This is a genomic window from Sagittula sp. NFXS13, from assembly GCF_040148795.1.
GTDB lineage: Bacteria > Pseudomonadota > Alphaproteobacteria > Rhodobacterales > Rhodobacteraceae > Sagittula > Sagittula marina.
The window spans coordinates 193942-216752 of the sequence record NZ_JAGEMH010000006.1 but is presented as its reverse complement, the minus strand read 5'-3'; the positions used below and the strand labels follow the sequence as shown (position 1 = coordinate 216752).

At 60.2% G+C, this 22811-nt stretch carries 26 protein-coding genes and 5 pseudogenes; 22 read left to right on the top strand and 9 right to left on the bottom strand.

The features are described from left to right. Window positions 1–175 precede the first annotated feature (175 nt). Window positions 176–754 (bottom strand): sodium:calcium antiporter, encoded by a 579-nt coding sequence (locus J4E08_RS14445; protein ID WP_349539096.1) that lies wholly within the window; start codon window positions 752–754, stop codon window positions 176–178. A gap of 139 nt (window positions 755–893) precedes the next feature. Further along, entirely contained in the window at window positions 894–1208 is a 315-nt protein-coding gene (locus J4E08_RS24570) for a calcium:cation antiporter family protein (protein ID WP_502949279.1), read from the bottom strand. A gap of 538 nt (window positions 1209–1746) precedes the next feature. On the opposite strand from J4E08_RS24570, the gene J4E08_RS14440 reads away from it, so the two are divergent. The 3 genes and pseudogenes from J4E08_RS14440 to J4E08_RS14430 form a co-directional block, all read left to right on the top strand. Then, window positions 1747–2067: a hypothetical protein gene (locus tag J4E08_RS14440; protein ID WP_349539095.1), complete on the top strand. Its 321-nt coding sequence runs from the start codon at window positions 1747–1749 to the stop codon at window positions 2065–2067. Between the two features lie 332 nt (window positions 2068–2399). Next, a pseudogene (locus J4E08_RS14435) lies at window positions 2400–2594 on the top strand (transposase); the annotation flags it as partial. Next, window positions 2555–3586 (top strand): annotated as a pseudogene (locus J4E08_RS14430) (IS5 family transposase); the annotation flags it as partial. The pseudogenes J4E08_RS14435 and J4E08_RS14430, both read left to right, overlap by 40 nt. A gap of 65 nt (window positions 3587–3651) precedes the next feature. On the opposite strand, the gene J4E08_RS14425 reads toward J4E08_RS14430, so the two are convergent. The 5 genes from J4E08_RS14425 to J4E08_RS14415 form a co-directional block, all read right to left on the bottom strand. Then, window positions 3652–3933: a hypothetical protein gene (locus J4E08_RS14425; protein ID WP_349539094.1), complete on the bottom strand. Its 282-nt coding sequence runs from the start codon at window positions 3931–3933 to the stop codon at window positions 3652–3654. Between the two features lie 84 nt (window positions 3934–4017). Next, window positions 4018–4329, bottom strand: coding sequence for an AAA family ATPase (locus J4E08_RS24565; protein ID WP_502949278.1), 312 nt, complete (start codon window positions 4327–4329; stop codon window positions 4018–4020). 68 nt (window positions 4330–4397) lie between these two features. Beyond that, window positions 4398–4748 carry a hypothetical protein gene (locus J4E08_RS14420; protein ID WP_349539093.1) on the bottom strand — a complete coding sequence of 117 codons (351 nt, stop codon included), beginning with the start codon at window positions 4746–4748 and terminating at the stop codon, window positions 4398–4400. Between the two features lie 120 nt (window positions 4749–4868). Continuing rightward, complete coding sequence (tnpB, locus tag J4E08_RS24560; protein ID WP_502949277.1) at window positions 4869–5153, bottom strand: IS66 family insertion sequence element accessory protein TnpB; 285 nt, start codon at window positions 5151–5153, stop codon at window positions 4869–4871. After that, window positions 5057–5512, bottom strand: coding sequence for a hypothetical protein (locus J4E08_RS14415; RefSeq protein WP_349539104.1), 456 nt, complete (start codon window positions 5510–5512; stop codon window positions 5057–5059). The genes tnpB and J4E08_RS14415 overlap by 97 nt, the downstream gene beginning before the upstream one ends. A 303-nt stretch (window positions 5513–5815) precedes the next feature. On the opposite strand from J4E08_RS14415, the gene J4E08_RS24555 reads away from it, so the two are divergent. From J4E08_RS24555 to J4E08_RS14400, 3 genes and pseudogenes are all read left to right on the top strand, one after another. Next, a complete protein-coding gene (locus J4E08_RS24555; RefSeq protein WP_502949276.1) occupies window positions 5816–6145 on the top strand; it encodes a hypothetical protein in 330 nt (109 codons plus the stop codon). Continuing rightward, window positions 6045–6565, top strand: a pseudogene (locus tag J4E08_RS14405) (transposase); the annotation flags it as partial. The gene J4E08_RS24555 and the pseudogene J4E08_RS14405, both read left to right, overlap by 101 nt. An 81-nt stretch (window positions 6566–6646) precedes the next feature. After that, window positions 6647–6884 (top strand): annotated as a pseudogene (locus J4E08_RS14400) (integrase core domain-containing protein); the annotation flags it as partial. A 129-nt stretch (window positions 6885–7013) separates the two neighbouring features. Here the strand turns inward: J4E08_RS14400 and J4E08_RS14395 are convergent. Further along, window positions 7014–7178 carry a hypothetical protein gene (locus J4E08_RS14395; protein ID WP_349539092.1) on the bottom strand — a complete coding sequence of 55 codons (165 nt, stop codon included), beginning with the start codon at window positions 7176–7178 and terminating at the stop codon, window positions 7014–7016. Window positions 7179–7700: 522 nt separating this feature from the next. Between J4E08_RS14395 and osmF the strand changes: the two genes are divergently transcribed. The 10 genes and pseudogenes from osmF to J4E08_RS14350 all read left to right on the top strand — a co-directional run bounded on the left by osmF (window position 7701) and on the right by J4E08_RS14350 (window position 17629). Next, window positions 7701–8573 (top strand): glycine betaine ABC transporter substrate-binding protein OsmF, encoded by an 873-nt coding sequence (gene osmF, locus J4E08_RS14390; protein ID WP_502949282.1) that lies wholly within the window; start codon window positions 7701–7703, stop codon window positions 8571–8573. Window positions 8574–8576: 3 nt separating this feature from the next. Beyond that, window positions 8577–9716 (top strand): ABC transporter permease, encoded by a 1140-nt coding sequence (locus tag J4E08_RS14385; RefSeq protein ID WP_349539090.1) that lies wholly within the window; start codon window positions 8577–8579, stop codon window positions 9714–9716. Then, window positions 9713–10636: an ABC transporter ATP-binding protein gene (locus J4E08_RS14380; protein ID WP_349539089.1), complete on the top strand. Its 924-nt coding sequence runs from the start codon at window positions 9713–9715 to the stop codon at window positions 10634–10636. Before J4E08_RS14385 ends, J4E08_RS14380 begins: the two co-directional genes overlap by 4 nt. Then, window positions 10633–11355, top strand: coding sequence for an ABC transporter permease (locus J4E08_RS14375; protein ID WP_349539088.1), 723 nt, complete (start codon window positions 10633–10635; stop codon window positions 11353–11355). Before J4E08_RS14380 ends, J4E08_RS14375 begins: the two co-directional genes overlap by 4 nt. A gap of 314 nt (window positions 11356–11669) precedes the next feature. Further along, window positions 11670–11858 (top strand): annotated as a pseudogene (locus J4E08_RS24550) (hypothetical protein); the annotation flags it as partial. Between the two features lie 993 nt (window positions 11859–12851). Further along, the gene (gene phnC, locus J4E08_RS14370; protein ID WP_183968703.1) at window positions 12852–13682 is read left to right on the top strand and encodes a phosphonate ABC transporter ATP-binding protein; all 831 of its coding nucleotides are present in this window, start codon (window positions 12852–12854) and stop codon (window positions 13680–13682) included. A gap of 56 nt (window positions 13683–13738) precedes the next feature. Further along, window positions 13739–14644 carry a phosphonate ABC transporter substrate-binding protein gene (gene phnD, locus J4E08_RS14365; RefSeq protein WP_349539087.1) on the top strand — a complete coding sequence of 302 codons (906 nt, stop codon included), beginning with the start codon at window positions 13739–13741 and terminating at the stop codon, window positions 14642–14644. A gap of 170 nt (window positions 14645–14814) precedes the next feature. Next, window positions 14815–15699 (top strand): phosphonate ABC transporter, permease protein PhnE, encoded by an 885-nt coding sequence (phnE, locus tag J4E08_RS14360; protein ID WP_183968699.1) that lies wholly within the window; start codon window positions 14815–14817, stop codon window positions 15697–15699. Window positions 15700–15701: 2 nt separating this feature from the next. Further along, window positions 15702–17018: a phosphonate ABC transporter, permease protein PhnE gene (phnE, locus tag J4E08_RS14355; RefSeq protein ID WP_502949281.1), complete on the top strand. Its 1317-nt coding sequence runs from the start codon at window positions 15702–15704 to the stop codon at window positions 17016–17018. Beyond that, complete coding sequence (locus tag J4E08_RS14350) at window positions 17018–17629, top strand: LbetaH domain-containing protein (protein ID WP_349539085.1); 612 nt, start codon at window positions 17018–17020, stop codon at window positions 17627–17629. The genes phnE (J4E08_RS14355) and J4E08_RS14350 overlap by 1 nt, the downstream gene beginning before the upstream one ends. 17 nt (window positions 17630–17646) lie before the next feature. On the opposite strand, the gene phnF is transcribed toward J4E08_RS14350, so the two are convergent. Then, entirely contained in the window at window positions 17647–18354 is a 708-nt protein-coding gene (phnF, locus tag J4E08_RS14345; RefSeq protein WP_349539084.1) for a phosphonate metabolism transcriptional regulator PhnF, read from the bottom strand. Between the two features lie 82 nt (window positions 18355–18436). Here phnF and phnG point away from each other — a divergent pair, with 82 nt between their 5' ends. From phnG to phnK, 6 genes are read left to right on the top strand one after another with little or no spacing between them, the layout of a single operon-like run. Next, window positions 18437–18883, top strand: a complete 447-nt coding sequence (gene phnG, locus J4E08_RS14340; protein ID WP_349539083.1) for a phosphonate C-P lyase system protein PhnG — start codon at window positions 18437–18439, stop codon at window positions 18881–18883. Continuing rightward, complete coding sequence (gene phnH, locus J4E08_RS14335; protein WP_349539082.1) at window positions 18883–19455, top strand: phosphonate C-P lyase system protein PhnH; 573 nt, start codon at window positions 18883–18885, stop codon at window positions 19453–19455. The genes phnG and phnH overlap by 1 nt, the downstream gene beginning before the upstream one ends. Further along, window positions 19455–20543 carry a carbon-phosphorus lyase complex subunit gene (locus J4E08_RS14330; RefSeq protein WP_349539081.1) on the top strand — a complete coding sequence of 363 codons (1089 nt, stop codon included), beginning with the start codon at window positions 19455–19457 and terminating at the stop codon, window positions 20541–20543. The genes phnH and J4E08_RS14330 overlap by 1 nt, the downstream gene beginning before the upstream one ends. Next, window positions 20540–21136 (top strand): HAD family hydrolase, encoded by a 597-nt coding sequence (locus tag J4E08_RS14325; protein ID WP_349539080.1) that lies wholly within the window; start codon window positions 20540–20542, stop codon window positions 21134–21136. Before J4E08_RS14330 ends, J4E08_RS14325 begins: the two co-directional genes overlap by 4 nt. Next, a complete protein-coding gene (locus J4E08_RS14320; RefSeq protein WP_349539079.1) occupies window positions 21133–21990 on the top strand; it encodes an alpha-D-ribose 1-methylphosphonate 5-phosphate C-P-lyase PhnJ in 858 nt (285 codons plus the stop codon). The genes J4E08_RS14325 and J4E08_RS14320 overlap by 4 nt, the downstream gene beginning before the upstream one ends. Continuing rightward, window positions 21987–22757 (top strand): phosphonate C-P lyase system protein PhnK, encoded by a 771-nt coding sequence (gene phnK, locus J4E08_RS14315; RefSeq protein ID WP_183968681.1) that lies wholly within the window; start codon window positions 21987–21989, stop codon window positions 22755–22757. Before J4E08_RS14320 ends, phnK begins: the two co-directional genes overlap by 4 nt. The last annotated feature ends 54 nt before the right edge of the window (window positions 22758–22811 follow it).

Below are 22811 nucleotides of genomic sequence, written 5' to 3'. Positions count from 1 at the left end.
CTGGATGATCCTCGCAGATCCAGTCCTCCAAACGATCCGGGAACAGGGTCGTCTGCTCCCGGTCCACTCCTTCGATATAGCCCGACATCACCAGCCTCCATTTGGTAAAGGCAGTATAGCTGAACCTCTAGTTTTCACACAGCCTCGGCCGGGAGCGACGCCGCCCGATGGTCAATCAGGCGCTTGGACCGGCGGCGCAGCGAAGGTCTGAAAAGGAGCCCTTAGTTACTGCGCGAGCCACACGTAGGCCAAATATTCGATCAGCGCCACCAACACGATGCCCCCTCCCGATCACTGGACGGGTCAAAAGCAGCGCAGTCAGTACCAGTGAGGCCGCAATCATGATTGGCAGATCGAAGGTCAGGAACCGGTCGGCGACAGGTATCAGCTTGATCAGCGCCGTCACGCCCAGAATATCCAGCACGTTGAAGATGTTGGACCCGAAAATATTGCCGATCGCGAATTCTGACTGACGCCGGACGGCTGCGATGATGGACGTGGCAAGTTCTGGCAAGGATTTGCCCACCGCCACAATTGTCAGTCCGATGAACGCCTCGGAGATGCCAAAGCCCCGGGCGATGGACAGGGATCCATTTACCAGAAACCGTGCACCAAAAATCAAGACGACAAAACCACCCACAACCCAGAGCGCAGAAATAAGCATCGAGGAGGGCACCGACGTATCAGCGTCGTCATCGACGGCGTCACCGGGTTGCAGGTAGGCCCATATGAGGTAGCCAAACAAACCAAGCACCAGCACGGCACCCGGCCGATTTCGCCCATCGCAAAGTTCGGCACTAGGGCAATCGCTGCCGTGACCATGACAGCTGTATTGCGCCGCAGTGTCCCGCCAGAAACACGGATCGGCCAGACGAGACTGGTCAAGCCAACGATCAGCAGGATGTTGGCGATGTTCGATCACACGATGTTGCCAACCGCGATGTGTTGCCCACCGCGATGTCAGGCACACCGCTCAACGCGGCCTGGACCGAGACGAGTAACTCCGGGGTGGACGTCCCAAAACCCACAACAGTCAAGCCACTCAGTAGTGGCGCGTTCGTCACACACCTTGGCAACCCCGACGCAGCCGCGCACCAGTGCCTCGCCACCGAAAAAAGGCCGATAAGACCGGCGACGATGTAAATGTAGTCCGATTCAATTTTCCATATGGGAAGCCCGTCTGCCCTTCGTGAAAGTAGGCGCCCCATTCATTTACCCCAAGAGCGATTGCGAAAGAATGTTTGCTGCGATGATCAAGAAAGCGCGCACCACGCAGCAAGCAGCCGATGCGTCATCCATTCGTGTATGTCACAGCGTCCTGCCCTGAGGGCAGCGAAGGGCAGGAAAGTTCGATCAGCGCTCATCCAGGCATTGAAAATGCTGCGCGATGGAAGAATGGCAGGTTTGGTCAAACTGCGTCGCGGCTTAGCCGAACCCAGCCAAGGTCGGCTATGGGTCGACACCAGTGGGGCGATATGGCGATGGCGCTACTGCCGCGCGTTTCATTGCAGTGACCGATGGTCAACTTCCGTCTGAATCAGCAAGTTGCCGCCGCCCGCATGGTGGAAGATCGTCAGCTTTCACGAGCCTCGACATACTCCCCCGCGTAAACACCCTGGAGATGCCTGATGACACGTTCGCCCGAGCCACTATGCAAGTTCTCGATTTTGAAACCGGCATGTGACCGGTGTAACCATGAGGCATAGTTCACAATGGATTCGCTTTCAGCATCGGCGTGGGAGACCGATGAAGGTCGATCTGAAGAGGGCCTTGCTGAACCCGAGAATGTTCAATCTCTACGTGAAGGAATGGTACGGCAGACGTGTCTGTGAGGGATATAAGGCCGGCGCCGCAGCGCTTTTATCTGGCGGGATCGTCGTTCTGATGCTCAATGATCCAGAGTTTGTCGCCTCCATGGCGTCGCTGGTGAAATGGGGGATGATCACCGTTCCAGCCGCGTTTTCGATCTATAGCATTGCGGCAATATTTTTCCCATCCACCCTATTCTGGCTCAGCCATCAGCGAGAGGACATAGAACGTGCGCTGGCTGAGAAAAAATACCGTTAGCACACGCCAAGCCGGATAGACCGATTTCGGAAATTGCAAAAGTTGATCTCCATATGTGTTCAGTGAAGTCCCCGAAGTCGACCTTCATCAAGTCTACGATACTGCGTGCCCCCCCCCGGAAGGTCCGCTTTTCGGAAGCTGCGGCGCAGCGCCGGCTTGGCTGGCCAGTTTAGGGTTAGGGCCGTTCTTGTCGGTCCACGCGAGGGGCGGGAGGCTTACCTCCGCTGCGGAGGTAAGCAAGGTCTAGGAACGGCGCAATCTGTTGAAAAACTCTTCCTTGATCGAGGGCTGTGTCGCTGATGCAATTCCGGTATGGGGCGGAGGGAATGGCAATGATGGGACCGCGGCAGGACGCGCAACCGGCGCTTTTCTACAAGTTCTCTCTGGAGGATCAGGTCGCTCTAGATCACTTACTGCGATCCATTGACCGGTTCGTCGATCTGAGCGGCATCCGCAACTACCTCGCGGATTTCTATAGTTTTACGGGGCGGCCTACAATGCTGCGCTCCGCAGGCGTGGGTCGTTGCTGATCTGGCTGGACAAGGAGATTGCCTGGCACGCGCCACATGAGGGCTGCCCTGGGCGCCCATCGGTGTTCTCGAATGCGGCGATCCAGTTCTATCGGTCGATCAAGGTGCAGTTTAGCTTGCCGCTCAGACAGACCGCCGGGATGGTCGCCAGTCTGCTGCGGCTCGCAGGGCTGCACTGGCCCGTTCCGGAGTACTCGACCCTATGCCGCAGGCAGACGACCCTGAAGGTTCAGATTCCCCTATCTGCGTGTTGGCGGGCCACTGAACCTGCTGGTGCCCTCTCGGGACGTTGCTTCGCAACACCTGCCGGGTGACAGACAGCACCGGCATAAAGTTCCTCGGCGATGGCGAGTGGCAGGTCCGAAAGCATGGTGTTCAACAGCGACGCCAATGGCGCAAGATCCGTCTGGTCATGGACACCGCCACATCCGACATCCGCGCGGTCGAGTTCACCCCGAGCCGGGAAGGCCCCTCTCATGGTTTGCAAGCAAACGACTGTCGGGCAGTGGACAGCCCCGTTCTGTCAGACCTGTTGGGCCAGATCCCCGGGGATGAGGACGCCGGCACCGTGACCGCGGATGCCGCCTACGATCCGGGTCTCCCCCCGTTCAGGGCTGAATTGATCCACTGGATCAACTCCGGGACGCCCTTCACCCCGCCGCTGCCACGGCGCCATCATCGCACGCGACGGAAAGGCTATCATGCCAGTCCGCTAGAGTGGCCGACCCTGAAAAGAGGACAGCCCAGCCGCTCGGGCCTACAACGAAACCCTGTGCGCCACGCGCCACTACGATCGGGCATTCTGGAAGCGGTGGAAGGGATACCACGCCCGCAGCCGCGTAGAGGCGAAGATGCGCTGCCTCAAGTCCTTCGGCGAGCGCATCGCGGCTGGGGACCCCAATCGCCAAAGCGCAGTAATCCACATCCGCGTCGCCCTTATCAATCGCTTCAACGCACTCGGCACCGCCAACGTCGTGCGCGTTTCCTGAGCCTGTATCGGAAAGGGGCAATCACGCTTCAAGCCGCCTTTCTGCAACAAGGCCAGCCAGCCCTCTCAATGGAGCGTCCCAGCCTCCTCCATCACCTCTCCCCGCTCCAGCATCCTGATTACGTTACGCAAGTTCAGCTGGTCGGTGCGGCTGGCGGTTTCCAGCGCCTCGATCAGGGTGTCAACAGAGGGCCCGCTTAGTCCGCGTTTGTGACCCTCACGACGGGCAAACTCGATCAAATGGGCACATGAGACCTGCGAGAGGCGAAGTACCTCAAGGCGGCTGAGAAACGGCGCTGGAAAAGTGGCCAAGGAGTTGGAGGTCAGGACCCAACTGATCCAGAACATGTCGAAGTTGATCTGAAATTAGGGGCACTTCCAGCTGGTCGCCGAAGATCGCTCCAGAAGTGGAAGCAACCCTTCCTGCAGCCCTTAGGTCTGTCTGGTCGTGGAAGTCGGTTTGCCCGCCTTCTCTATTTCGTCGGTGACGATAATTGAGTTCGCGCAAAGGCTTTGCAGTATGGTTTGGATGGGGCGCCTTGGAAAGGTGTTACGCCAACCTTTTTGCAATCCGTTGACCACGATGGACGCCTGCTCAGCCGTACCCTCGATCGCGGAGCGCGGCACTCCCAGATGTCGGCTGAGCTGACGTGACCAAATGCTCTTACCAATCCCCGGCGGCCCGTCGAGGAGAACGGGCGGCAAACGGAACCTAGGGCCGCCGACATGAACAGATCGGCGCATCGCCTTCCAGAGGAGGTCGGTCGCGGCCCCTCATCCAAGGCATTTCCGATTGTATCGTGGCGGCGATCTCATCGGCGCGGTGTTCGCTTTTGATCCAACAGATCCGCCCCATTTTGGAGCACCGCCAACCTGTGCTTGTCGTCACTGGAAAGATGGCTGGTGCGAGACAAAGCGGCTCGGCGCTGCACAAGGTACTGCGCCCTGCGAAGGATCTTGTTTCGGTCATTGCTGGAAATCCACACCTCGCTCAAATCACCTTCCCAACGGAGGGCGTCCACGAAGTCTCCCGCTGTCTGGGGCGTCACCCCGTTATGCAGGGCTCTGAGCTTACGAAGGTGTCCCTCGAGGCGGCGCTTGAAACCCATCTCGTCCAAGTATCCTTCGGGGCCGCGGGCCTCGATAAGCTTGATTTTGGTCATTTTTGATTTTCCGAATGTAGTACGCTGAGTTCTGCGAAGATAGAATCTCGCGCGTCTGAACGTGACGGAGCCGACGACTGGTCGCGCTTCGTTCACCGCCGCCTTGGCATGTCTGCTGACCTACAGAAACACGGGATTACGTAAGGGTAAGGAAGCCACCTTGGTCCAATCGATACCGTCTAAAAGGGCGTCGAACTGAACTTTGGTCAATATAACGGGGCCGGTTTGCGGCTTTGGCCACGTGAACCGCTTGCCCTGCAACCGTTTCATGACCAGGACGAGACCGGAGCCAGCCCAGACAAGGATCTTTACACGATCAGCGCGCCGGGACCGAAACACGTAAATCGCGCCGGAATAGGGATCGAGCTGGAAACTGTTCGCGACACAAGCGGCGAGCCCATCCAATCCTTTTCTGAAATCTCCAGGCCGCGAGACCAAATAAATTCTGAAATTGCTGGCTGGAGATATAATTGCGTTGCGCTCACGGCCCGCAAAATCTCCACAAGGTGATCTGTGGGATACCCTTGGGGTATCTCGATCGTTGCGATGCCGACGCTGATCTTGCAGGAGGTGTCACCCTCCCAAGAGGCATCTGCGGGCATCGTTGGCTGGGTTGTCGGTAAGGCCCTAGGCGTGATGACTTCCACAAAGGCGGGACCGTCAGACAGACGTTCCGCGTTCTTGACCCAGAGCGCCACAAGGGATTTGTTGGCGGCAATCTCCCTGATCCCGGCGCCCGCTTGGATTTTCTGCACGGCCATCAAGCGCAGCCCATTGGGTCATTTCCGCCGCCCTGACGAGGACACGGGGATCCTGATCCCCCAACCGTTCGTCTCTTGCAGAGCCATTTCATCCAGCATTGCCACCTCCTTGCATCAGGTGGTGCCAGTATCTCAAACCCCATATTTCATTGAAATAAGGGGGCTTTGCACCGTTTCCTTACAACGTGAATCCGGACAACGTGAATCCGGGGCCTTTCGCAATGGAGCGGCGATTACAAAAATGCCGGACGCTTTCCGCCAGCGGCAGGATCACAAAGCTCGCGCAAAGAGGGGGGAGAACGAGAGATGGTCGATCTCCTGTCACTGGCTCTTCAGCACAATGAGGAAGATGTCCTGTGCTCAGTGGAACTGGCGGTGGAAGCGGGTGTGCCAACCAAAACGCATATCCTGAACTTGGCTCGCATCGATGAATTGATCGCAAACCGACAGGCCGCCCCGATCTTGAGTGGCCGCAAAAGCAGGCTTTCTCGCCGGATGAACGAGAAGATTCCGATGAAGGTAACACGTTTCACCGATGCCCGGATCACGGTTGTGCCGCGGACATGGCATGAGCAGCGCCACGCTGTACAAGTGGCGGGAGAGGTATGGCGGCATGGACGCCAGATTCATGGGTGAGATGAAGCAATGGCCGATGAGAACCGCTGTTTGAATCGTATGGGCGCGGACGTCAGCATGCAGGATGACATTTTGAAGGAAGCCTCGGAAAGAAACTAGCGGCCAGCTCAACGATGGGAGTTGCCCGTGAAAGCGGTGGCTATGAAAGGCGTCAGCACCGCGTCCGACCATTTTCCACGGACCAAAGGCGGAAATGGTCTCACCGTGTCGGGGGTTTGACGTCAGCGAGACATGCTACCGATACAGCTCGGAGCTGGATGACGATAACGAGCAGAGCGCCGACCTGCTGATAGGGCTGACGAAGTCGAAGAAGACCTGGTGCTTTGGTTTGTGCCTCCCGTACCTGCGTAATGATCAGAGACATCGCGGGAACCACAAGCTGGCTACCGTATTTATCGCGATCTTGAGCTGAGCCTTCGCCCCTAAGGGGACCTCCCTTCGGGATGCCCTGCCGGGTGATAATCAAGGTGCGCAAGCGACTGAGACGAGAGAAATCTGACGCAGAACGCCTATGTCGAGCGCTGCAACCGCGTGGTCCGACACGAATGCCTGGAGCTCGATATCTTCGAAACCATCGACGCGGTGCAGCAGATTGCCACCAGAATGGCTCTGGTCCTACAAAAACGAGCGACCCACCAGGGGCAATAATGCCATGACGCCCGCCCAGAAACTGAGAATGGCCGCGCCAAATCCAAGACCAAGTCCCCGCAAAATGCGGGCATTCCCCGCTGCTGGATAGGCTGACGCAACGCTGTCATATTCTACGACAGCATCTGCGTCACGGTCAGCGCTGATGATGCAACGAAAATAGGGACAAAGATCAAAACATCGACCGCGTTATAGACCACAACGCATAACTGAGGGTGGGTCAGTGCTTAGTGACAATTAACAGGTCCACTTCAAAATTGGTCATGGCGTAATTGGCCCAGCAATCCATCCCCTTGCGAAAGTCGACGGCCCGATCAGAGACGCACCAGTCTCTTACCAGACAACCGTAGGCGTCCAGATCGGCAGCGACACTTTCTCGTGGCATGCCTTCTTCCTGAAGGCGCTTGAGGTCGTTCGGCCAAATACTTTTGCCCGACGGGGATGTCCGTACCTTGTCCACCAGACTTCTGGTTTCACCATAGTGACCTCCGATCATAGGTCGGATGCAGACCAGATGACCCGTTGGGGTGAGGTTTGGAGAGCAATCAAGGGGCGAGATGCAACGCTTACATTGAACTGGCAGCTTTTCGGTTCGGGGATCCCTGACGACCCAACGCGGCTGATCCAGTCAAGTCCGTTTCGCGGGCAGGATATCCAGAATACGTCGCTTTGACCGATGCGTCTGAAATCAAGCGCACAGAAGGTGTCTGCATTTGCCACGCATCGTGCAATTTGGCCGGACGGTCTGACCCGTCAGTATTTTCTTTACGCTGCGGTTGGAAATTGCCTGAAACTGCCTACCATTGATCGCAAGTCGGAGCGCAAACCTGCGTTCCCTGGATCCCTTTTGGCAGGAGCTTCCTCCATGTTTACCAAATCCCTGATCGCGGTGGCGCTGACCTCTTCTATGTTGTCGGGACTATCGACGGCAGCATCAGCCGATATCACCGTGTCTTCAAAGATCGACACCGAAGGTGGCCTCTTGGGCAATGTCATCGCACTGGCACTCGAAGATGCCGGTCTGCCGGTGGAACGCCGCCTGCAACTGGGTGGCACGCAAATCGTGCGAGAAGCCATTCTTGCCGGTCAGATCGATATCTACCCGGAGTACACCGGCAACGCGGCTTTCTTCTACAATGAGGCCGACAGCGACGTGTGGAAAAACGCAGACGCCGCCCATGACCGCGCCGCGGAACTGGACGCGGAAGCCGGCATCACATGGCTCGACAGCGCACCGGCGAACAACACTTGGGCTATCGCGCTGACCGGTCCCGTGGCGGAGGAAAACGACCTGTCCACCATGTCCGATTTCGGCGCATGGGTCGCGGCGGGCGGGGACGTCAAACTGGCGGCCTCAACGGAATTCGTTTCTTCCCCGGCTGTTTTGCCCGCAATGCAAACCACCTACGGCTTTGAATTGGGTCAGGATCAGACCGTCATCCTGTCCGGCGGCGACACGGCGGCCACCATCCAGGCTGCGGCGCGCGGCACATCTGGGGTGAATGCGGCAATGGTCTATGGCACTGACGGCGGCGTTGGCGCAACAGGCCTTGTGGTCATGGAAGATGACCAGGGCGTGCAGCCGGTTTATGAACCCACACCCATCGTGCGCGACGAAGTGGTGCAGGAATACCCCTCGATCCCCGAGGTCCTGAACCCGATCTTTGCAGAGCTGGACATGAAGACATTGCAACAGCTCAACGGTCGCATTCAGGTCGGTGGCGAACCGGCAGAGGCCGTAGCCCGAGATTATCTGACGCAGATCGGCATTCTGGACTGATCAATGCGTGCGGTTTCCCCGCCGGGGCTGGTGTTTGCCATCGTGGGAGGCGCGCTGCTCTGCGTGCCTTTCATGACGCTCGCCGCCAATCGCATTGTCGCCGGCGATGGTGTGATGGTTTGGGCGTTGGGCTATTGGCCTCCTCTGATGGGGATGATCGCGGCATTGGGTGCTGGTCTGTCACCCCGCCCTACCCTGCGGCTTTTTGCAGGCCTCTTAGGGCTGGCGTGTATCACCGCGCAAGTATCACAGGGCGCCGACCTGCTTCTGGCAGATGCAGGTGACTACGCCCGCACCTCTCCCGCAGCTGGGTTCTGGGGTTTGCTTGCAGTGTTTTCGCTGCTGATTGCGGACGCGTTGACCCAATTGCACCCTCGCCCGCTGCTCCGTGCTGGATTGCTGACCGTCGCACTGGCTGCGCTTGCGGTGGTGTTCTGGTCCGGCTTGCTGGGGGACCTGTCCATCGCGCAGGAATATGTCTCACGCGCGCGACAATTCTGGACAGCTTTGGCGCAACATTTGCAACTTGCGCTCGGCTCTCTGGCCGTGGCGGTGGTTATCGGCTTCCCATTAGGCGTGCTGTGCCACCGACGTGGTGGGCTGCGGCGCGCCATGCTCCCTCTGTTGAGCTTTCTGCAAACCATTCCGTCGTTGGCAATGTTTGGCATCATGATCCCGCTACTAGCATGGGTCGCCACGACTGTGCCCGGCGCCCGCGAGATTGGGATTGCAGGCATCGGCTTTGCCCCGGCTTTTGTCGCTCTGGTGCTCTATTCCTTGCTGCCGGTGGTAGGCAACACCGTGGCGGGGCTGGACGCCGTGCCGCCCGCCACCTCTGATGCGGCGCGCGGCATGGGTCTCTCCGCCACGCAGCAACTGTGGCAGGTGGAGTTGCCGCTGGGACTGCCCGTGCTGCTCACAGGGGTCCGCATCGTCATGGTACAGAACATCGGTCTGGCCGTTATAGCCGGGCTGATCGGCGGTGGCGGCTTTGGCAGCTTTGTTTTCCAAGGGTTAAACCAGACGGCCACCGATCTGATCCTGCTCGGCGCGCTGCCCACTGTGTTACTGGCCTTGGTGGCTGCGGTCCTGATGGACATTCTCGTCGACCTCGCCCGCCCCGTATCGGAGACTGCAAGATGATCGAAATCGACCAATTGACCAAACGGTTTGGCGAAACGACGGCTGTGGATTCCGTCAGCATGACGGTCGAAACCGGAACGATTACGGTCATCGTCGGCACATCGGGATCTGGCAAAAGCACCCTGATGCGCATGATTAACCGCCTTGAGGAACCGACGTCCGGCCAGGTCCGCATCAACGGCGAGGCCACGGGCACGATGACCCCACATCTACTGCGGCGACGGATCGGCTACGCAATTCAGGGCCACGGACTGTTCCCGCATCACACGGTTGCGCGCAACATCGGCGCGGTGCCACGCCTTCTCGGCTGGCGAAAGGCACAGATCGCAGAGCGGGTCGACGAGCTTCTCACCTTGTTCTCCATGGCGCCGGACGCGTTCCGAGATCGGTATCCGGGTGATCTATCCGGCGGGCAGCAACAGCGCGTGGGCGTGGCGCGGGCGCTGGCCTCGCGGCCCGATGTGATGCTGATGGACGAACCCTTTGGCGCGCTCGACCCGATCATACGACACCGCGCCCAAGAAGATCTCGCCCGCATTCAACGGCAACTTGGCTCGACCATCATCCTCGTCACACACGACATGGAGGAGGCGATCCGGCTTGGTGACCGCGTCGCTGTCATGGACAAAGGCAAGCTTGTGCAATACGCGCGCCCATCCGAAATCATAGCCAACCCCGCCAGCACATTCGTCCGCGAAATGCTGGGGGACGAGGACCGGCCCCTGAGGCAGCTATCCCTGATGCATGTGTCCGACCTGATCGAAGCTGGGGACGCCGACGGTGTGGCAATCGACGCGGATGCCTCACTGCGAGAGGCGCTCTCCGCCTGTCTTTGGTCTGGGCGTGATGCGCTTCCGGTGGCTCAAGGCGGCCGTATCACGCTAGACGCCATCCGTGCGCAAGCGGAGCAACCCGCATGAAGTCAGGCCTGATCCTACGACCCCTTCTGGTCGTGCTTCTGCTGGCCATGGTGCTGAGGCCGGTCTGGTTCACGCCTTTGCTGGCGCCGCTGGCGCCAGAGAACGGGCCGGTGATCTACGAACGCGCATCGCTCTGGTCCTTGACGATCAGCCACTTCGGGCTGGTGCTGGCCGCGTCACTTTCTGCCACAGTAGTGGCAGTTGGACTGGCGGTTTTTGTAACGCGGCCAATCGGTGCGGCGTTTTTGCCGCTGTCTCGCACGGTGACCAATATCGGTCAGACCTTTCCGCCCGTGGCCGTTCTGGCATTGGCGGTGCCTGCCCTCGGGTTTGGGGCCGGGCCGACTTTAGTGGCGTTGTTTCTGTACGGTTTGCTGCCGATCTTTGACAATGCAGTGACAGGCCTGCGCACTCTGCCTCCGGTCACGATGGACGCCGCACGGGGCATTGGACTATCGCCGTCACAGCGTCTGCGCACGGTGGAACTGCCGCTTGCCCTGCCCGTTATTCTGACCGGCGTCCGGCTGTCGGTCGTGATCGCCCTTGGCACAGCAACCATCGGCTCGACCGTCGCGGCGCGCACATTGGGCGAAGTTATCATCGCGGGCTTGCTCACCAACAACACAGCTTTCGTTGTCCAAGGCGGCGTGATCACCGGACTGCTGGCCCTGCTGATCCACGACGGGTTGGTCCTGTTGGAAAAGCGTCTGTCGGCCTGAAGCAGTAGGTCGCTGTGTATGTAAAGCTTCAATCTCCTTCGAAAATACGCCCTCGCAGTCAACCTCCAGAGCCAAACCTAAGCCACGTCTGTCCAATCGCCGGTTTATACGACCTTCCCCAATGCGCTATCGTTATCGAAAGTCGCTAAGGCGTCGAAACATAGGCTGTTTATTTCGCGTTGGTTCTTTCGGCGCGGCTAGGCGGACAGTCCATTATCGCCACCTGAGACGTCTCCGCGCTGCGTTTTGGAAGCCAAGGATGAGGCGTCCCGCCCTTCTCATAGCGTTGACCGGAGGATTGAGGCGCAAGGCGTCGTCGTGTAGGTCGTCTGTATCCGCCTGAACAGCATCTACGTTAACAGAAACCGCGAACACAAGGTGACGGCCCTTGCCCGGAAGGCGATTGCAAAGCAACCTGCCGTGAGGGGGACATCGACCGCCAGTTCAACATTGCGCCGTGGCTTCTCGACCGAAATTTCACAGCGGATGCCCCAAACCAGAAATGAGCGGTCGCTCTCGTGACATTGGCTTCGCGCATTGCATCGCCGGGCATTGAACATCAGCCAAGCCCACTGCTGAGCGCGATCCGCACCGCATCTTCGAAATTCGTCTGTTCATATTTACAATAAGCGGCCCATGCGGGGCAGAACGGCATGCCTCCTACAACTGTCTGGGGGCATGCTGAAGCCGTCCACACCGCCAGACAGGAAAACGATCATGCCGGCGCATGGGGGCCGCTCTGCCGCCTTCCAAGTGCCGCAAGTATCGCAACAAAATGATACGGGAGTGCCGATCAGGTCGGGAGCATGGAAAGACCCGTGGCAAATCCGACAAGCGGCGCAATCGCCCCTCTCCAGACATTGTTCCGCAATACGCGACCTGCGCCCGTGTTGGGCTGCGATTGAGACATTGTTCGTGAGGCTCATGGGTTCGCGGCGCGAGGCAACCCGATTTGGCAGGAGCTCATTGGCTAGTCTCTCGACCATCGCTCTGGCCACTTGCGTCAAATTCCGAGTGTGAATCCAGACCCTAGGCGTACGTCATGAATCTGTTACAGTACCTTGGATGAGAGCATTGTTCTTTTGCACAATATTGACCTGCCAAGCGCTATTCGCCCCGGCGGCGGACGCGGCGGATCCGCTTGGGCAGGTGATTTGCGCACCTTCATCGGACATGACGTTGCGTTTGTCTGGGCGGCTTAAGGCTCAGAAAACAGCATCGGGGATGCGTAGCCCGGAAGAGATTCTAGAGGTTTGGACCGATGATCACGGGGCTTGGACGATGGTTGTCAGATATGCCTCAGGGACTGCCTGTATCGTGGCTATGGGCGATGATTGGCATAGAACACAGGGGTAAATGTCCTCCTGACTTGAGATGCGCCGACTTGCGTCTGCAACGTTACCAAAACGTTAATTTTCCGTCATGAAATCGTAGGCAAACCGTCAAGAAACTGACGCGCAGGCCGCTTAGGACCCCCTCAACACATAGGGGACCGCATGCTTGAACTGATTTCACTGACCAAACAATTCGGCACGAAAACCGCTGTTGAACGTGCCAGTTTCAAGGTCGACCACCCCATGATGATCGGCATCATCGGCCGGTCCGGTGCGGGAAAGTCGACACTGCTGCGGATGCTCAACCGGCTGTCGGACTCCACGGATGGCCGCATCGTGTTCCAAGGCAATGACATCACCCGCCTCAAAGGCTCATCACGCCGCCATTGGCAGTCGCGCTGCGCCATGATCTTTCAGCAGTTCAACCTGGTGCCGCGCATGGACGTCGTGTCCAACGTCCTGCATGGCACGCTGAACCAGCGGTCCACTCTGTCGACAATGTTCAACCTGTATCCGCAGGCCGACATCCATCGCGCCATCGAAATTCTCGACCGTCTTGGCATCGCCGAACAAGCTCCCAAGCGCGCCGAAGCGCTGTCCGGCGGGCAGCAGCAGCGCGTGGCCATTGCACGCGCCCTCATGCAGGACCCGGCAATCATCCTGGCGGATGAGCCGATTGCTTCGCTCGATCCAATGAACGCACAGATCGTCATGCAAAGCCTGCGCGACATCCACGAGCAGGACAACCGCATGGTGATTGCCAACCTGCACACGCTGGACACTGCGCGCCGCTATTGTGACCGGGTGATCGGCATGCGCGACGGACGCATCGTCTTTGACGGCACGCCAGAGCAACTATCCACCAATGTAGCCCGCGACATTTACGGTGCGGACGCCTCGTTTTCCGAGGCCGCGACCTCGACCCAGATCGACACCCTCGACCGCGAAACGGCGCGCCTTCTCGAAGAGGCCAAGGCCGAAGCGCTCGTCTGACTTCACCACCCCAGCCCGTCCATACCGGGCGGGAGATTTCATTCATGGAGACCCTGATGAAAAAAACCATCGCAATTGCCCTGATGACCACCGCCCTGACCGGCACCGCACAGGCTCAGGACATCGAAGAATTCCGCATCGGTATCCTTGGCGGCGAGAACGCTCAGGACCGTATGAACAACTACGCCTGCCTGTCCGAATACACCGAAGAAGCGCTGGGTGTTCCGGTCAAGCTCTTTGCGCCTGCTGACTACAACGGCGTGATCCAGGCTCTGCTGGGCGGCACGCTGGACATGGCATGGCTGGGCGCATCCGGCTATGCCGCGACCTACCTGCAAGACCCCGAGGCCGTCGAGCCCGTGCTGGTCAAGGTGAACATGGACGGCTCCATCGGCTACCACTCGATCGGTTTCGCTCGTGCGGACAGCGGCATCACCTCGCTCGAAGACATGCAGGGCAAGGTGTTCGGCTTTGGTGACCCGAACTCCACCTCCGGCTACCTGATCCCATCCATCGAGATCCCGGCCGAGACCGGCGCGTCAATGGAAAACGGCGACTACTTTGGTGAGGTCAAGTTCACCGGCGGTCACGAGCAGACCATCGTTGCAGTCTACAACGGCGACATTGATGGCGGCGTGACCTGGGCCGACGCGCAGGGCAACTGGGAAGACGGCTACAACTCCGGCGCGCTGCGCAAGGCGGTTGATGCGGGTCTCGTGGACATGAACGAGCTGGTGCAGATCTGGCAGTCCAAAGTCATCCCCGAGGGTCCGGTTGTCGTGCGGAAGGCCCTGCCCGACGACGTGAAAGCCACCATGACCGAACTTGTCGATACCCTTTATGAGCGTGATCAAGAGTGCGCCTACGGTGTCGCGTCGGGCGAAACACTGGGCTTTCAGCCGGTGACCCACGACACGTACCAGTCGGTGATCGAAGCACGCAAAGCGAAGATCGGCGGCTGAGGCAATCCGCTGCGAAGCCCGGCGCGTGCTGCGTGCCGGGTGCTTGATCTGACAGCCGCCTCCCTCCTCCCGGGCGGCTGATCGGAGCTGGCGTATCAAAGTCCCTGTTCTGTCGCGTCACGCCGGAACGGGGCATTCCTACTATGACATTTCCAGCCATCGAGGCCCCTATGAGCGACGCGACCCTTTCGGGACACAACAGCGGACCTGCATCCGTGGACGCGATACAGTCCAGCTATCTGCAGCAGGTCCAGCGTAAGCGCCTGTACGGGGGCCTGACGCTGATGATCTTTGCGCTGTTGATGGTGGCCGGATTCATGACCGCCGATGCGCGCAATGCAGGCGGTTTCTGGGAAGGGCTGCACAATGTTGGCGACTATCCCGCCGATGTGCTGTCCGAGGCGTGGGAAAAACGCGCTGCCCTGCCCGCGCTGATCGTGAAATACTTCCCGGCTCTGGTGGAGACGATAAACATCGCTGCTGTGGCGACAATTCTTGGGGCCGGTCTGGGGCTGATCCTGTCGCTTTTGTCGACCCGAGGGCTGGCGCGGTGGCCAAGGTTGATCCCCGTGTTTCGCCGCACCATGGACATCATGCGCGCCATCCCCGAGATCGTCATCGCGCTGGTTCTGATCTTCGTGCTGGGCGGCGGGCCGGTGCCGGCCATGATCGCCATCGCCATTCACACCGCCGGTGCGCTTGGCAAGATGTTCTCCGAAGTTGCCGAAAATGCCGACCTGAAGCCCCTCGAGGGGTTGGCGTCGACCGGGGCCACTTGGGCGCAGGGCATGTGGCTGGGCATCCTGCCACAAGTTGCTCCGAACTATGTCAGTTACGCGCTTCTGCGCTTTGAAATCAACATTCGCGCGTCTGCGATCCTTGGGTTTGTGGGCGCAGGTGGCCTTGGCTACGAGCTGCGCAATGCCATGGCCTGGGGACCGGGCCGCTTTGACGATGCGGCGGCGATCTTTTTGCTGCTGTTCGGCACCATCATCTTTTTCGACCAACTTTCAGGTCGTTTCCGCAACCAGCTGACCACCGGGGGGCAGGCATGACCATGACCGCAACCGACGCGCTGATCGACACCAAGGGGCAGGCCAACCGCCTGTTCCGCCGTAAGCGCCTGATGGGCTTTGCCCTGCCCGCCCTCGTGCTGGCCTATCTGACCTACATTTTCTTTGCCTTTGATTTTCCGGGGCTGGCAGAGCGCGCGCGCTGGGACAACGCCAGGACACTGGCCTCTGACAGCTGGTCCTACAAGACACATGTGACCCGGACGAACCGCGACGGAGAGATCACCTTTGCGGTCGAGGGGGAGCGTAAGGGCGAATACCCCGAAGGGATGCGGCCTGATTGGGTGACGGGCACAGATGTAGTGACCATCGACCTTGGCGGCGATCACTTGGTGCGGCTGTTGCCTGACAACCGGACCGAGATCGAGATTCCCGGCTTTGGCAGCATCACCGCGCAGGCCGAGGAGCGCAGCGTCACCACCAATCTGCCGGAGGTTTTGCCCGAGTGGATCAATGCCTCTGACCGGCGCGTGGCGATCACGACGCCTGAGGGCCGCATCACGCTGACCGGCTCCAAAACCGAGGTGTTCAACTACTTTCCCGGGTGGGAGCTGTTCTGGTTCACCTTTGCTTCGCCTTACTACGACCACGGCGTGACCGAGATCCTGTTTGGTGACCGCATCGACCCGGCCCGGTCCAATCTGAAAGGTGCGTGGCATGACTTCTGGAGCAATCCCATGTGGCGTCACGGGGATGTGGCATGGGCCATTGGAGAAACCATCCTGATGGCTTTTCTGGGCACGATGGGCGCGGCCATGATCGCGCTGCCGCTGTCGTTCCTTGCAGCGCGAAAATTCGCTCCGTTGATGCTGGTGCGGACGTTCACCCGACGGCTGTTCGACTTTGTGCGCGGCGTCGATGCGCTGATCTGGACGGTTGTGCTGGCGCGGGCCTTTGGACCTGGGCCGATGACGGGCGCTTTGGCGATCCTCGTCACCGACACCGGCACGTTCGGCAAGATCTTCTCCGAAGCGCTGGAAAACACCGACGACAAGCAGATCGAGGGCATCGCCTCCACCGGGGCGAAGCCACTGCAGCGCTATCGGTTTGGCGTGATCCCACAGGTGGTCCCCGTGTTACTGGCGCAGGTGCTGTATTTCTTTGAATCCAACACGCGGTCGGCAACTGTCATCGGCGCGATCACGGGGGGCGGGATCGGCCTGCTGCTGACACAGGCCATCCAGACGCAGCAAAGCTGGGAGAACGTCGCATATTATATCATCCTCGTCGTGCTGATGGTCATGGCTATGGACTGGCTGTCGGGCAAGCTGCGCGCCAAGCTGATCGGGCGGAGCACCTGATGCCGCGCCTTGGTCATGATCCCGTCATTCACGCTGACTGCGAGATCACCGACAGCCGGTTCGGGGCGTTTTGCGAGGTGGGGCGCGGCAGTCGGATCGCCCATTCGACCCTGGGCGATTATAGCTACTGCGACCGCTACGCAGATATTGCCAATGCTCAGATCGGCAAGTTCGCGAACATTGCAGCCTTTTCGCGCATCGGGGCAACGGATCATCCACTGGACACCGCAGCCTGCCATCACTTTTTGTACCGATCAGACGACTACTGGGAGGACGCCGCGCGGGATGAGGAGTTCTTCACCCACCGCAGATCGCGTATTGCGAACATCGGCCACGATACTTGGATCGGCGCGGGCGCCATGATCAAGCCAGAGGTGACACTGGGCCACGGAGCCGTGGTGGCCTCCGGCGCAATGGTGACAAAGGATGTGGCGCCTTACACTATCGTCGCAGGCACCCCGGCGCGCGTCCTGCGCCTGCGCCAACCCCACCACATCGCAGAGCGCCTGATGGCACTAGCGTGGTGGGACTGGCCGCATGATGCCCTGCGCATGGCATTACCCGACTTTCGCGAACTGAGCGCCGAAGCTTTTTTGGAGCGCTACACATAGGCAGACGGGGTGGAGGCCTAGTCCTCCAGCGTCAGGGTGATCCTGTCACCCGAAAACCATGTGCGCCCGAATTCTACCGGAACGCCGCCAAGGTCAACATTCAGACTGGTGGTCTTGAGCAGCGGCGCGCCCTCGCGCACCTGTAGAACCACCGCCTGTGTCGCCGTGGCCAGAACCGCCGACACACGGGTTGACGCACGGGTGTAATCGCGAACGCCCGCGGCCTTTAGCGCATGGGTGACACCCCGCCCTTCAGCCAGCGCCTCTGGGAGGCCGGGCAGCCGGTCGAGCGGGTAATAGGATTCAGACATGGCCAGCGGCTGCCCATCCGCAAGGCTGCGTCCATGGCTGACAAAGATCCGCGCGCCCGGTGCGACGTCCAGCACTGCCGCCTCTTCGGGCGTGGCGACACGGATTTCCGTGCTCAGGACGTCTCGGCCCGGCATCCGGCCGGCGCGGCGCAGGTTCTCGGTGAAGCGGACACGTTTGCCGATCGGATAATCGGTGGGGCGCGCGGCGACAAAAGCGCCCGCCCCCCGACGGGTGCGCACCAGGCCCTCCTCCACCAAGGCAGACAGAGCGTGACGCACTGTGTGGCGGTTGACACCGTGGCGTTCGGCAAGCTGCGCCTCGGTAGGAAGCTTGTCGCCGGGGGCGTAGCGGCCCTCTGCGATATCCGCCCGCAGGGCGCGGGCGATGGCAGTCCAAAGCGGTGTGTTACTCAAAATTCACATTTCTCCCATGGCGCCCGAACGGGGACTGTGGCAATATTTGTATAGTTGTCTAGTATAGGCGAAAGTTGTCGAGATGAAAGACGGAATTGATCCGAATATCCAACGGAAGGCCTGGATGGGTCTGCTGGCAAAGGCTCCCGCTGCGCGCGTCACAGCTTTGCTGACAGAGCATCCGGCTTTTGACTGGCTGCGCCCTCCAGAGGTGGGCAGCACAATGGTTCGAGGCCGCGCAGGCGGCACAGGCGCACCGTTCAATCTGGGCGAAATCACCGTGACACGCTGCGCGCTGCGGCTGTCATGTGGGGCGGTTGGTCATGCCTATGTGCAGGGACGGGACAAGGCCCATGCACAGGCCGCTGCGCTGGTCGATGCGCTGATGCAGACCGAAGCCGCCCCCCGAATACGCGACACGGTTCTGGACCCGCTGGACAGAGAGGCACAGGCAAAACGCAGAACACGCGCCGCCAAGGCTGCCGCAACGAAGGTAGAGTTCTTTACCATGGTTCGGGGAGAAGACTGATGACCGCACTCGACGGGGGGTTTCACAGCCCCGCAATCCAATCCGCCACGGCCTTTCGCGGTGTGATGACGGTCATGGCTCAACCCGGCCATATCGTGTCACTGGCGGGGGCCAAACCCCCTGCCCCACTGTCCTCAGCAGCCGGTGCCGTGGTGCTGACATTGTGCGACGCAGACACTGCGCTGCACCTTGCCGGAGAAATGGACAGCCCGGAGGTCCGTGAATGGATCGCCTTTCACACAGGCGCGCCTTTGACCGGTCCGGCAGACTGCGCCTTTGCCCTTGGTCGGTGGGACGCATTGATGCCGTTGGCGCAATTCCCTGTCGGGACCGCGCAATACCCCGACCGCTCTGCCACGTTGATCGTCGAGGTCGACCGACTGGACGCCTGCGGCGCAATGCTAACGGGCCCCGGTATCCAAGACCAAGCGCAGTTGTCCGTGCCAGACACAGGCGCTTTGATCGCGAACCACGCTCTGTTCCCGCTCGGTCTGGACTTTATCCTGACCTGCGAGGACCGCGTCGCGGCCGTGCCCCGCTCCACCACTCTCACTGCACCGGAGGTCAATTGATGTATGTCGCAGTCAAAGGTGGCGAACGTGCCATCGAGAACGCTCATGCCTGGCTGGCCGAGGAACGGCGCGGCGATCCGTCCGTGGATGCACTTTCGATAGCGCAGATCCGCGAACAGCTTTCTCTCGCCGTCAACCGCGTGATGGCCGAAGGGTCGCTGTACGATGCCGATCTTGCGGCGCTGGCGATCAAACAGGCGCGTGGCGATCTGATCGAGGCGATCTTCCTCATCCGCGCTTATCGCACGACGCTGCCCCGTTTCGGCGGCTCTGCGCCGGTGGACACGGGCCGGATGACCTGTACGCGGCGTGTGTCGGCGACCTTCAAGGACGTGCCAGGCGGGCAGATCCTTGGTCCGACGTTTGACTACACCCACCGTTTGCTGGATTTCAAACTCGCCGCCGATGGTGACGTGCCGGAGGCCGGTACACGCAGCGCAGAGCCGACACATGTGCCCCATGTGACAGCGTTCCTGAATCGCGAAGGGCTGATCGAAGACGCCCCAGCCGACGACACACCGCCACCTGACCTGACACGCGAGCCGTTGGAATTGCCCGCCTCGCGTGCGCTCAGACTTCAGGCGCTGGCCCGTGCCGACGAAGGGTTCACGCTGGGCATGGCCTATTCCACGCAGCGCGGCTACGCCCGCAACCACGCTTTTGTCGGCGAGCTGCGCATTGGGTCGGTGCCGGTGGAAATGGACATCCCTGAATTGGGCTTTGCCCTTGAAATCGGGGAAATCGAGGTCACGGAATGTGAGACAGTGAACCAGTTCAAGGGCTCCAAAACCGAGCCGCCGCAGTTCACCCGTGGCTATGGGCTGGTCTTCGGACAAACCGAGCGCAAGGCGATTTCCATGGCGCTCGTCGACCGGGCCTTGCGATGGGAGGAACTGGGCGAAGACAATCAGGGCGCCCCGGCCCAAGACGCTGAATTCGTTTTGTATCACGGCGACAACATTCAGGCGACGGGCTTCTTGGAGCATATCAAACTGCCCCATTACGTCGACTTTCAGTCTGAACTGGAATTGGTGCGCAAACTGCGTCGCGAGGCGGGCGCACCCACTGTTCAGGAGGCCGCAGAATGACCCCGACAAACGTCGTTTTCGACATTGGCAACGTGTTGGTGGATTGGCAGCCCCATCTGGCCTGGCCAGAATTGACCGAAGCACAGGCGCGCGATTTCATGGACCGCATCGACTTTGCCGCGCGCAACCTGCGTGGGGACCATGGCGAGCGCTTTTCAGATATGGCCGAGGAGTTGGACGACCCTGCCGACCGGGACCGACTAACGCACTATGTGTCGCGCTACGCCCTGACCGTGCAAAACGAGGTGCCCGGAAGCTGGGCGCTGGTGGATCGGTTGATCGCACGCGGTGTGCCGCTTCATGCGATCACCAACTGGTCGGCCGAGACATGGCCCAAGGGGCTGACATCCCATCCCCGGCTGGGCGAGATTTTCGAAACGCTGATCGTGTCCGGCGACGTGAAGCTCATCAAGCCCGACCCGGCAATCTACCGTCTCTTTTGCGAGCGCGCCGGGCTGGCGCCTGAAGCCTGTGTCTTCGTCGATGACAAGGCCGAGAATTGTGATGGCGCGCGCAGCATCGGCATGGACGCAATCCAGTTTACCGACGCGGCGACGCTGGAGACGGCTCTGACAGAACGAGGTTTGCTATGACCGAAAACGCCTACAACTTTGCCTATCTCGATGAGCAGACGAAGCGGATGATCCGGCGCGCCATACTCAAAGGACTGGCGATCCCTGGCTATCAGGTGCCCTTTGCCTCCCGTGAGATGCCCATGCCCTATGGCTGGGGCACCGGCGGCGTGCAGGTGTCCGCGGCAGTGCTGACGCCTGAGGACAGGTTCAAGGTGATCGACCAAGGAGCCGACGATACGACCAACGCCGTGTCGATCCGCAGCTTTTTCCAGCGCACAGCCGGGGTGGAGACCACGACACATACCCAAGAAGCTACGGTCATCCAGACCCGTCACCGGATCCCGGAGGAGCCGCTGAACGAAGGGCAGATCCTCGTCTATCAGGTGCCGATCCCGGAGCCGCTCCGGTTTTTGGAGCCGCGCGAAACCGAGACACGCAAGATGCATGCTCTGGAGGAATACGGCCTCATGCATGTGAAACTCTATGAGGACATCGCGCGGCATGGCCATATTGCCACCGCTTATGCCTACCCGGTCAAGGTCGAGGGGCGCTATGTGATGGACCCCTCCCCGATCCCGAAGTTCGACAACCCCAAGATGTCAGGCAATGCTGCAATCCAATTGTTCGGCGCGGGGCGAGAGCAGCGCATCTACGCTCTGCCACCCTATACGCAGGTCGTCAGCCTAGATTTCGAAGACCATCCCTTTGAGGCGTCGAAAGCCGACCATCCCTGTGGCCTGTGCGGCGCCGATGACAGCTACCTCGACGAGGTGATCGTCGATGACGCCGGTGGGCGGATGTTCGTTTGTTCGGACACCGATTTTTGCGATGCCCGCCAAAGCGCCGGGTTCAAGGGAAAGGATGCCGCATGACGCCGCTATTGTCTGTCCAAGACCTGTCGAAGATGTACGGCGGCCATATCGGCTGCAAGGATGTGTCCTTCGATCTCTATCCTGGTGAAGTCATGGGGATCGTTGGCGAAAGCGGCTCTGGCAAATCGACGCTACTGAACTGCATGGCCGGGCATCTTGTCCCCGACGCCGGCCAGGTGGTTTTCGACACGCGCGCCGAGGGGCCACAGGACACGGTGACGATGAGTGAGCCGGAACGCAGAATGTTGGGCCGCACTGACTGGGCCTTCGTTCACCAGCACGCCCGCGATGGGCTGCGCATGGGCGTATCCGCAGGGGGGAACGTGGGTGAACGGCTGATGGCCGTGGGCGCACGCCACTACGGCGATATCCGCGCAACAGCCACTGACTGGCTGGAACGGGTAGAGATTGATGCCGGACGCATCGACGACCGACCCACGACCTTTTCGGGCGGGATGCAGCAGCGGTTGCAGATCGCACGCAACCTGGTGACTGGGCCGCGGTTGGTATTCATGGACGAACCCACCGGGGGGCTGGACGTGTCGGTGCAGGCCCGGCTGCTGGATCTTTTGCGCGGCTTGGTGCGCGACATGGGGCTGTCCGCTGTCATCGTTACGCACGATCTGGCGGTCGTGCGGCTGCTGGCGGATCGGTTGATGGTGATGAAATCCGGCCATGTGGTCGAACAGGGGCTGACCGATCAGGTGCTGGATGATCCGCAGCATGGTTACACGCAGCTGCTGGTGTCCAGTGTGTTGCAGGTCTGAAGTTGGATGCTGCGCAAAACGGATCGGCCAGCCTGCCTCGTTTGCCATTTACCA